Here is a 9485-nt window from a genome sequence, read left to right as displayed (position 1 = left end):
TTCTCTATAAATGAAGGTTTTGCAGAGGTCTCTGAAAGGGATGGGGGAGCGAGACATACTGTAGAAACGATAAAAGCCGAATACTCAACTGAGTATTCGGCTTTTACCTTTCGTGCGCCTGATAGGACTCGAACCTACACAGCGTGAACTACTAGATCCTAAGTCTAGCGCGTCTACCAATTCCGCCACAAGCGCATTTGCGAGTGCAAAGATACATATTTATATTTAGAAACTGCAATTTCCTACGAAATTATTTTGCCAATAATTGTCGGGCATACTCAATGAGCGTATCACGTCCACGTGCGAAATCCGCCGTCGATTGGTGTACCGTATGGTCTGGTTCGATACCAAACTCTGTGTCTTTTTTATCCTTATCGTACATGGGACAAGCACTGAATCGTACACCCCAACCATTGGGTAGCTCACTGGAGAAAGGCAATCCGGCACCACCACCTGTGCGGTCTCCCACCACCACGACGTTCGGACAGCACTTCATATACTTCACAAACTCGTTGGCAGCACTATACACCGAACGGTTTGTCAGCACCACTACGGGTTTTTGCCATCTCACTCCTTTGCTTGGAGAGAGAGTCTGTTCCGTCATCGGCGAGAAGTCGTTGTGTCCCGGACCAGTCTTATGATGCATATAACCGACGAGTATTTGCTCGTTGGTGAAGCGTGCAGCCAACTCCTTAGCACTCGTCATCATGCCTCCGCCATTGTTTCTTATGTCTACAATGAGGCCTCGGCAAGTTACCAATGCCGACAATATATTGTCGAGATTTCCGCTTCCGAAATCGCGATTAAAGGTGGAACAACGCACGTAACCTACGTTATCGTTGAGCACGCGATAGCTCATTCCGTTTGAAATCTTATAGTCTTTCCCCAAATAGATGGACAGCAACGAGTCGCTGAAGTTTTTCGGATAATCTTCATGCCAGCTCCAATTGCGTGCCAAATCGAACGCTGTAAATAGATTCACATGACCGTCTTTCAACTCCGATAACATGTTGGCCAATACCTCAAACAGTTGTGTTTGCGACATGTTGTTGTCTATCTGTGGCGCATAGCGTGCGTGTACTTCGTTCCAATCTACCTTTTTATAAGAGAAGAAACAGTAGTGCTCATCCATGATTTTCCACAATGCTTCGAAATTACCTTGCGGAGTTTGGGCAAATTCTTCTTCGTCTACGCATGATGAAAAACAAAATATCATGCACAAACAGGCGGTCAGAAGCGATATGAAAGGGTGTGGATTCTTCATTTCTTTGCAAAAGAGAAACGTTTGACAAAGCCCACAATGAGGGCGTGGGTATAAATGTGTGTCTTCAAATTGTTCACATACGACTGCTGGAAATCGCCTAAATAACCGGCTCGTATGGTCGTTCTGCCAAGTTTATAATCGAGTGTCAGCATCTGTCGCAAGGATGGAGTAGAGACCGTTGTAGTCGGCACGATGTTATGATCGTAGTTCCCCTCCGAGAATATCTCGTAATAAGCTTGTCCGTAAGCGGGACTAAACATGAGGCCAACGAGCGGTACTGCCACTTCATAACGTACGAAAGTGGGGCGTCCATGCAGTATAAACTGGTAGCTGGCGACGGCTGATGGCTGCAAATTGATGTAGACACGGGCTTGTGCCGGATTGTTTCCGTTGCGGTTATTATAAATAAATCCCACGTTGGTATCAGCCATTCCGCCGAGTTTGAGGTTTAATTTATGATTGGCAAAATGCCAATTGTAATGCCACGCATAGCAGAAGTTGCACATGCCAGCCATCTCAGTTCCGTTGCCGGCGCGATTTCCTGCGAACGCCACATCGCCTTGTATGGTAATCTCGCGCGACCATTTACTATAGTTAGGTTCGCATACCGACTGCCACATCAGGCGTAGTTCGGTGCCTCGATACTTCTCTGGAGAGAGATAGGTGTCTAATAGATTGGTCGTACCTACGCCCACCATGAAGGCATTTAAAACCTTCATGGTATCGCTTTGTGCTTGCATTCCGATGGTCCATAGGCCACTGATTAAGCACAAAACAACCTTCTTGACCGGTTGGGATAGCTTGCTATACATCCACATCATCGAACAAACTCAACTGTCCGGTAATCTCATCTCTCACCTGTTGTTCGCTTTTTCCTGCATCAGGATCAAGGTCTTCGTCTTCCTCTTCTTCCTCATTGGTATCTTGAGATTCAGTGTTTTGAGGTTCTGGGAAGCGCGTTGGCTCCAACTCTTGAATCTCTTCCACCTGCCAAGTGGTAATACGTTTGCCCTTGGCCTTGAATCCTTTGACGCCTACAAACAGCTCTGCGTCTATTTCAAGTGGGGCACGTGAGCCGTCGGCACCACCGAAGTTGACTTGTATACGAGGGTATACCGTGTCGGTAAGCAACACTTCTTTAGACTCCGGATTTTCTCCTAGATAAGTCTGTCTGCGCTTTGTTGCTTCGAGCATGAAGCGTTTCAGATATGGATAATTCTGATTGTCGGCATCGAAGACCACCGCTGTCCACACCTTCTCCGGCACATATTTCTCGATGATACGAATGTTGTCTTCGTAGTGATTGTTTGCATCGAAGTCGGTAATATAGTATTCTCCGTTGTCAAGAACGACGAGAATGCTGTCGTCATCGTTGAATTCGCCGAGGAAACGTCCATGCTCGTCGTAGTTAATACGGTTCACATCGGGGTCGAACCATACCTTGCGACCACCCAAAGTAGAGTGTCCGCGATTCTTCAAACCGATGCGATGAACTTCTTCTTTCACCAAAAGATTACCGCGAGATGCACGTCCCTTAATCTTCACTTCGGCAAAATCTTTCTCTCGGAACAGGCGTGTACGCACCTTCTTCTCGTTCGGTTCGAGTGTAATCTTTATTACTTCGGCCTCTCCGTTGGGGTTGGCTGTCATGTACATAACCTTAGATCCCGGTGTACCGGCAGTTAAATCATACTCTCGATCGCGCGTTACGCCCAACACGTTGAACCGTTTGATGTAGTAATATCCCTTCTTTCCATCGCGATAGACGACGTTGTAGACTGTTCGTCGGTCGTTGCGTTTGAACACTTGTAGGTGGATAATGCCCTTACCCACGAACATTTTGTCGGTTACTTTGGTGATGCGATACTTGCCATCTTTAAAGAATATGATGATATCATCAATATCTGAGCAGTTACAAACAAACTCGTCTTTCTTCAAACCTGTACCCACGAAGCCTTCTTGGCGGTTGATATAGAGTTTCTCATTGGCCTCTACTACTTTGGCAGCTTCAATGGTATCGAACGAACGAATCTCAGTTTTGCGTGGATATTGCTTGCCATATTTCTGCTTGATAAAGTCAAACCAGTTGATGGTAACGTCGGTCATGTGAGCCAAATCATGCTCTATGTCCTTGATTTCGCCTTGCATCTTGGCTATCAGTTCATCGGCTTTATCCTTGCTGAACTTCAAGATACGTTGCATTTTTATTTCCATCAAGCGCATGATATCGTCGTGTGTCACCTCGCGAATGAACGTAGGTTTGAAAGGCTCCAGCCGCTTGTCAATGTGTTTCACGGCTGCATCCATGTTCTTAGCCTCCTCAAATGCTTTGTCTTTGTAGATGCGTTCCTCTATGAAAATCTTCTCTAAAGAGGCGAAGAACAGCATGCCGAGCAACTCGTCTCGGCGTATCTGTAGCTCACGACGCAATAATCCCATCGTGGAGTCTACACTGTGGCGAAGCACATCACTCACAGTGAGGAAGCAAGGCTTGTTGTCTTCAATGACACAACAGTTGGGCGAGATATTCACTTCGCAATCGCTGAAAGCGTAAAGTGCATCTATCGTCTTGTCGGAAGAGACACCCGGAGCTAGATGTACTTGTATTTCTACGTCGGCAGCAGTATTGTCGTCCACCTTCTTAGCCTTGATTTTTCCTTTTTCAATAGCTTTCAGAATGGAATCGATGAGGCTGCTGGTGGTCTTGCTGAACGGTATTTCTTTGATCACAAGTGTCTTGCTGTCGAGCTTTTCTATCTTGGCTCTTACTTTCAAGGACCCACCACGTTGCCCGTCGTTGTACTTACTTACGTCGATAGAGCCACCGGTAGGGAAATCGGGATAGAGTTGGAATGCTTCTCCACGCAGGTAATTGATGGCGGCATCGCATATTTCATTGAGGTTATGTGGCAGCAGTTTGCTACTCAATCCCACAGCGATACCCTCGGCACCTTGCGCTAATAGCAAGGGAAACTTGACCGGTAGAGTGATTGGTTCTTTGTTACGGCCGTCGTAAGAGAGTTGCCATTCGGTAGTCTTCGGATTGAAAACTACGTCGAGAGCAAACTTCGATAGACGTGCTTCTATATATCGTGATGCAGCCGCACGGTCGCCCGTGAGGATGTTTCCCCAGTTCCCTTGTGTGTCGATGAGCAAATCTTTCTGTCCCATTTGTACCAATGCGTCGGCAATAGAAGCGTCTCCATGAGGATGGAACTGCATGGTATGTCCCACGATGTTGGCCACCTTGTTGTATCGACCGTCGTCCATGCGCTTCATAGAGTGTAAGATACGTCGCTGAACGGGCTTCAAACCATCTTCTATATGGGGCACGGCACGCTCCAGAATCACGTAAGAAGCATAGTCAAGAAACCAATTCTTGTACATGCCACTCAGGTGATGTACGGCCGAAGCATCAAACCTGTCGGCAGGCTTGTAGTCGTTTCCTGTGTTCCCAACAAGTGTGTCTTCCGAATTCTCCGATAGTTCGTTGTCTCTTATCTCGTCGTCCATAGAAATATGTTTTCCTTATAATTATAGCGTCAAAGTTACGAAAAAAAACTTAGAAACAAGAAAATATCAGTGGTAGGAAGGCTATTATTGATAAATTGCAACGGCTTGTCAGCGATGCTGTTGAGGCTTTTCAGCATCATTGCCTAGGCTATGCAGCGATGTTGTTTTGACCTTGCAGTCGGGGCATAAAGAAATTGATTTATTGTCAAGTAGATGTGGTATACGATAAAAGGCGAACCATTGGGTTCGCCTTTTAGATTGTTACAAGTCATCGATGAGTGCCGTACTCTTGGCATAGGCCGTACTTTTGGCCTCGAAGAAGTCGGTTTTCACCTTGTTGGCGTTTGAATATTGTGCCACCCATTGCATATCGGCCGGTTCCGAACGATTATCTTCGAAGAGGTAACCGAATCCCAGACTGTGCCAACGCAGGTTGCCTAGATAGCGTATGTAGTCGGAAACCATCTGCTGGGTGAGTCCTTGTACGTTATCGCCAATGACATATTGCCCCCAAGCTATCTCTTGTCGGATGCCCTCGCGCATCATTTCCTCGTACACAGCCATCTTCTCTGACGTGAAGAGATCGGGTTCTTCTTGCTTCAACTCTACGATGATGTTGCGGAAAAGCCATAGATGGGTGTTCTCGTCGCGGTTGATGTAGCGAATCTCTTGAGCCGAGCCCGACATCTTACCGTTTCTACTAAGATTGTAGAAAAACATGAAGCCACTGTAAAAGTAGATGCCTTCGAGGATGAAGTTGGCCATACATGCTTTCATCAAACGGAATTTATCGCGGTGGGCTTGGAACTCGTTGTAGCAGTCGCCGATAAATGTGTTGCGTCTCAACAAGTGTTCGTCGGTCTTCCACTGATAGAGTATGTCGTTTCGTTCTTCGGGCGAACAGATGGTATCCAGCATGTAACTGTAGCTTTGGCTGTGCACACACTCTTGGAAAGTCTGTATATGTAGACAGAGATTTACCTCGTTTGCGGTGATGTACTCACTGATGGTGGGCAGGTTGTTGCTCTGTAATGAGTCGAGAAACACGAGAAAACTCAATATCTTATCGTATGCCGTGCGCTCTGCTTGAGGTAGGTTGGGGTAGTCTTTGGTATCTTGTGTGAGGTTGATTTCTTCCGGAATCCAAAAGTTGTTCATAGCCTGACGATACCAATCGCTTACCCATGGGTAGCGCATATTATTGAAGTCGTTGAGGTTAGTAGAGTTCCCACCTATCATACGGCGTAGTCTTAGGTCGGTGTCTCCTTGTGGATTGAAAAGCGCGTTGCGCTGTAACTGATTATTATCCATATCGTTTATTTTATCAATTCGGTTTATAGGGTGATGGGGTCGTGGGATTATGAGGCACAGCTCTCGCACTCTTCAACCTCCAACGACTTGCTGCGTACGTAGTAAATGGTCTTGACACCGCTCTTCCAAGCAAGCAGATAGAGGTCGAGTACTTGGCGCATGGTGTAGTCGTTGGTAATATAGAGGTTCATGCTCTGGGCTTGGTCTATATGGCGTTGACGGATACCCGATGCCCGTACGCTCCACTGTTGATTGATGTGGTAGGCACCTTTATAGAGCCAGTATGTGCGGTCGGAGAGGGCAGGAGCCACACGTGGAAGCATGGCGCCCTTTTTCTCTTCTAAGAAGAAACGCTGCATGATGGGGTCGAGTCCGGCTGTCGTACCCGCAAGTATGCTTGTACTGCTGGTTGGAGCAATGGCTAATAGATAGGCGTTGCGCATACCTTGGTCGGCAACCTTTTGACGGAGTTGCGTCCATTCTTCCGATTTGTAATCGCGTTTGTCGAAGTATGCCCCTGTCTGCCAGTCGCTTTCGTCGAAGTATTGATACCGCCCTTTCTCCTTGGCTAGGTCTGAACTGGCAGAGATGGCTGCATAGTTGATGGTTTCAAACACTTCGTCCATGAACTCTAGATGGCGGTCGCTCTCCCATTTAATGCCTCTAGTGGCCAGCGCATGATGGTAACCGCTCACGCCGAGACCTATACTGCGATAGCGATGGTTGGTGATTTGGGCGTAAGGAACGGGATAGAAGTTGAGTTCGATGACGTTGTCGAGCGCACGAATGACGGTGGCTACCTTGTCGCACATAGCTTCTTTATCTTCCAAAGGCAATCGGCCGAGCGACAGACTGGCAAGATTGCATACTACGAATTCGCCCGGTTTGACTGTCGTTACCACCACTGTTTCACCGTCTTTGGTTTGTATCTCGCGACTCACTTCGTCGATGGAAGCCATGTTTTGAGCAATCTCGGTACATAGATTAGAGCAGTATATGATGCCTTTATGCGAATTGGGATTGGCTCGATTCACGATGTCGCGGTTGAAAGTGAAGGGAGTTCCGGTCTCAACGGCAGAGCGGAGGATAAGCCTTACCAAGTCTTTGATGGTGATGATGCGGCGTGAGATGCGGGCGTCGTCTATACATTCTTGGTATCTGCGTTCCCATTCTTCGCCGTAATAGTCTTCGAGTGAATAGCCCTTGACGCGCAAAATCTCGTTCGGACAGAACAAGTACCAGTTTTGGTCGAGGCTTTGTTCGGCCATTTTCCAGAATAAATCGGGGTAGCAGATAGCCGGGAATATGTCGTGAGCTTTCATGCGGTCGTCGCCATTATTGGTGCGTAGCTGCAGGAATTCGGGTATATCTTTGTGCCAAGCATCCAGATATACGGCCACAGCTCCTTGTCGCATGCCCAGTTGATCTACTGCCACAGCGGTGTCGTTGACCAATTTCATCCATCTGATGACGCCTCCGGCTACTCCCTTAAAGCCACGGATACTGCCTCCGGTAGCCCTTACTTTGCCGAAGTACATGCCCATACCGCCACCGAATTTGCTTACCTGTGCAAAGTTGTCGATGCTGCGATAAATGCCAGTGAGGCTGTCGGGGACTGTATCGATGAAACAACTGGAGAGTTGATGGTTAGGTTTGCGAGCGTTGGAAAGGGTGGGGGTGGCCATTGTCACTTCCAATTTACTGAGCAAATGGTATATTTTCTCCACCCACATCAAGCGATTTTCTTTCTCCGGCATGGCTAGATGGAGGGCTATACCCATGTACATCTCTTGTACACGCTCAATAATTCGACCGTCGTAAGTGCGGATAAGATAACGCTTGGCCAGCAAGTCGAGCCCACTATAATTAAATAGGTGGTTGCGCGATTCGACCATGAAGCCCTCGGCTTTGGCTATCTCTTCTTTGGAATAGTTGTCTAGTATGTAGCTGCCGTAGAGTCTCTCGTCTGTCAGGTAGCGCAATTTCTCGTAGAAAGTGTTGATTCCTAACTTCCTTTCTTCCTCTTCAATGCCTCGGTTTATTTGGAAGTTGAGCAATCTGCCTGATATCATTTCCCACATCGGACTTTCTGCCGTGGTAAGTTCTACGGCCGCTTTGATGAGCGCGTTGAGTTTTTCTTTTTGGCTCATGAGGGGTTTTGAGAAACTTACAAACTTATCTGATAGAAGTGTGACGCTGTACTCTGCCTCGCGAAAGTCTTGACGAATGCCGTTGAGAACCTCTTCTATGCCATTGTCACCGATATTGAATGCGATGTTCCTAATGTATTTTCGCTGCTCGTTTCGTTGCCATCTGAAGAGGATATAACTTTTGGCTTCGTCGTAGAAACCGTGTTCCATCAAAGTCTTTTCTACCTTGTCTTGAATGTTTTCAACATCTCGTTTGTCGCCATGTTCGTTGAGGTAGCATTCTACCTCGTTTGCCATAGCTTCGATTTCTTGCTCATGTCCAAGATTGTTTACGCTGTTGAAACTCTTCTTGATAGCTGATATTATTTTTTGTAAATCGTATATTTCGATTTTACCATTCCTTTTCTTGATTTCCATTATTGCTGTTTTAACCTAAGTTGTTGATGTTAAATTGGTTATGCTTTGGTTGCTGTTAAACTCTTATTAGACTTTTAAATAAGAGCTATTCTATTTCGTTCAACTTTCGACAAAGTTACGTAAAAAAAGTTATCCAATTGAGAAAACAATTGAAAAGTTTTGTAATGATTACATCTTCTATTATTGTTGCTCAGATAATGTGAACACTATTATGTTTTGTTCTTGCTCTAGAGGTGGTGCTGAAATCAGTTTTTAACAAGATTAAAAAAGTATAAAGAGGGGCGAAAAGTTGGAAATAGGGCGCAAGATTTATTATTTTTGCGATTATAACAATAGAAAACTTTAATAGAAGAAACATGAAAATAAGGCTTAATCATTGGTATAGTGCAATTCTTGCTTCGCTGATTTCGCTGCTCGGTTTTGAATCTTGTGATTCTACAGGTACTGAGGAATATGGTACACCAATAGTGTCTTATCAAGTGAAAGGAAACGTGAAAGGAGACATGGGAAGCGATCTAAGAGGAATTCAAGTGACAATAAAAAGTCGAAATTATCGTGAAACGCAAGGGAGAGATACGGCTTATACCGATGCCAAAGGTAATTTTGAGATGAAGAAGTTAAAGACTTATGGGGAGTCATACTTGAAGAATGAACTTGTTGTAACGTTTGAAGACGTGGATGGCGAAGCTAATGGTGGTACGTTTGAAAAAGACTCTTTGAAAGGTTCGGAGGTCGCTATTGTGCGAAAAGAAAAGGGTTCCGGATGGTATGAAGGCCACTTTGAGGTGACAGCAGATAAGAAACTAGCTAAGAAGTCGAAGTAGATTCAC

The 9485-nt window shown here is 46.0% G+C and carries 6 protein-coding genes and 1 tRNA gene; 1 reads left to right on the top strand and 6 read right to left on the bottom strand.

Translation table 11 applies throughout. The features are described from left to right. Positions 1-113: 113 nt before the first annotated feature. The 6 genes from HMPREF3034_RS03435 to HMPREF3034_RS03410 form a co-directional block, all read right to left on the bottom strand. Positions 114-195 (bottom strand) — tRNA-Leu (locus HMPREF3034_RS03435). 55 nt (positions 196-250) lie between these two features. Beyond that, positions 251-1264: a S41 family peptidase gene (locus HMPREF3034_RS03430; RefSeq protein ID WP_062433173.1), complete on the bottom strand. Its 1014-nt coding sequence runs from the start codon at positions 1262-1264 to the stop codon at positions 251-253. Continuing rightward, entirely contained in the window at positions 1261-2085 is an 825-nt protein-coding gene (locus HMPREF3034_RS03425) for a DUF3316 domain-containing protein (RefSeq protein WP_369796360.1), read from the bottom strand. The genes HMPREF3034_RS03430 and HMPREF3034_RS03425 overlap by 4 nt, the downstream gene beginning before the upstream one ends. Further along, positions 2069-4777 carry a DNA gyrase/topoisomerase IV subunit A gene (locus tag HMPREF3034_RS03420; RefSeq protein ID WP_062433168.1) on the bottom strand — a complete coding sequence of 903 codons (2709 nt, stop codon included), beginning with the start codon at positions 4775-4777 and terminating at the stop codon, positions 2069-2071. Before HMPREF3034_RS03420 ends, HMPREF3034_RS03425 begins: the two co-directional genes overlap by 17 nt. Positions 4778-5038: 261 nt before the next feature. Then, positions 5039-6088 carry a ribonucleotide-diphosphate reductase subunit beta gene (locus HMPREF3034_RS03415; protein ID WP_036900618.1) on the bottom strand — a complete coding sequence of 350 codons (1050 nt, stop codon included), beginning with the start codon at positions 6086-6088 and terminating at the stop codon, positions 5039-5041. A 47-nt stretch (positions 6089-6135) separates the two neighbouring features. Beyond that, entirely contained in the window at positions 6136-8655 is a 2520-nt protein-coding gene (locus HMPREF3034_RS03410) for a ribonucleoside-diphosphate reductase subunit alpha (RefSeq protein WP_062433165.1), read from the bottom strand. Between the two features lie 356 nt (positions 8656-9011). Between HMPREF3034_RS03410 and HMPREF3034_RS03405 the strand changes: the two genes are divergently transcribed. After that, positions 9012-9479, top strand: coding sequence for a radical SAM-associated putative lipoprotein (locus HMPREF3034_RS03405; protein WP_062433157.1), 468 nt, complete (start codon positions 9012-9014; stop codon positions 9477-9479). The last annotated feature ends 6 nt before the right edge of the window (positions 9480-9485 follow it).

It is taken from the genome of Prevotella sp. DNF00663 (assembly GCF_001553265.1).
Lineage (GTDB): Bacteria > Bacteroidota > Bacteroidia > Bacteroidales > Bacteroidaceae > Prevotella.
This window is presented reverse-complemented; position numbering and strand designations above follow the sequence as displayed.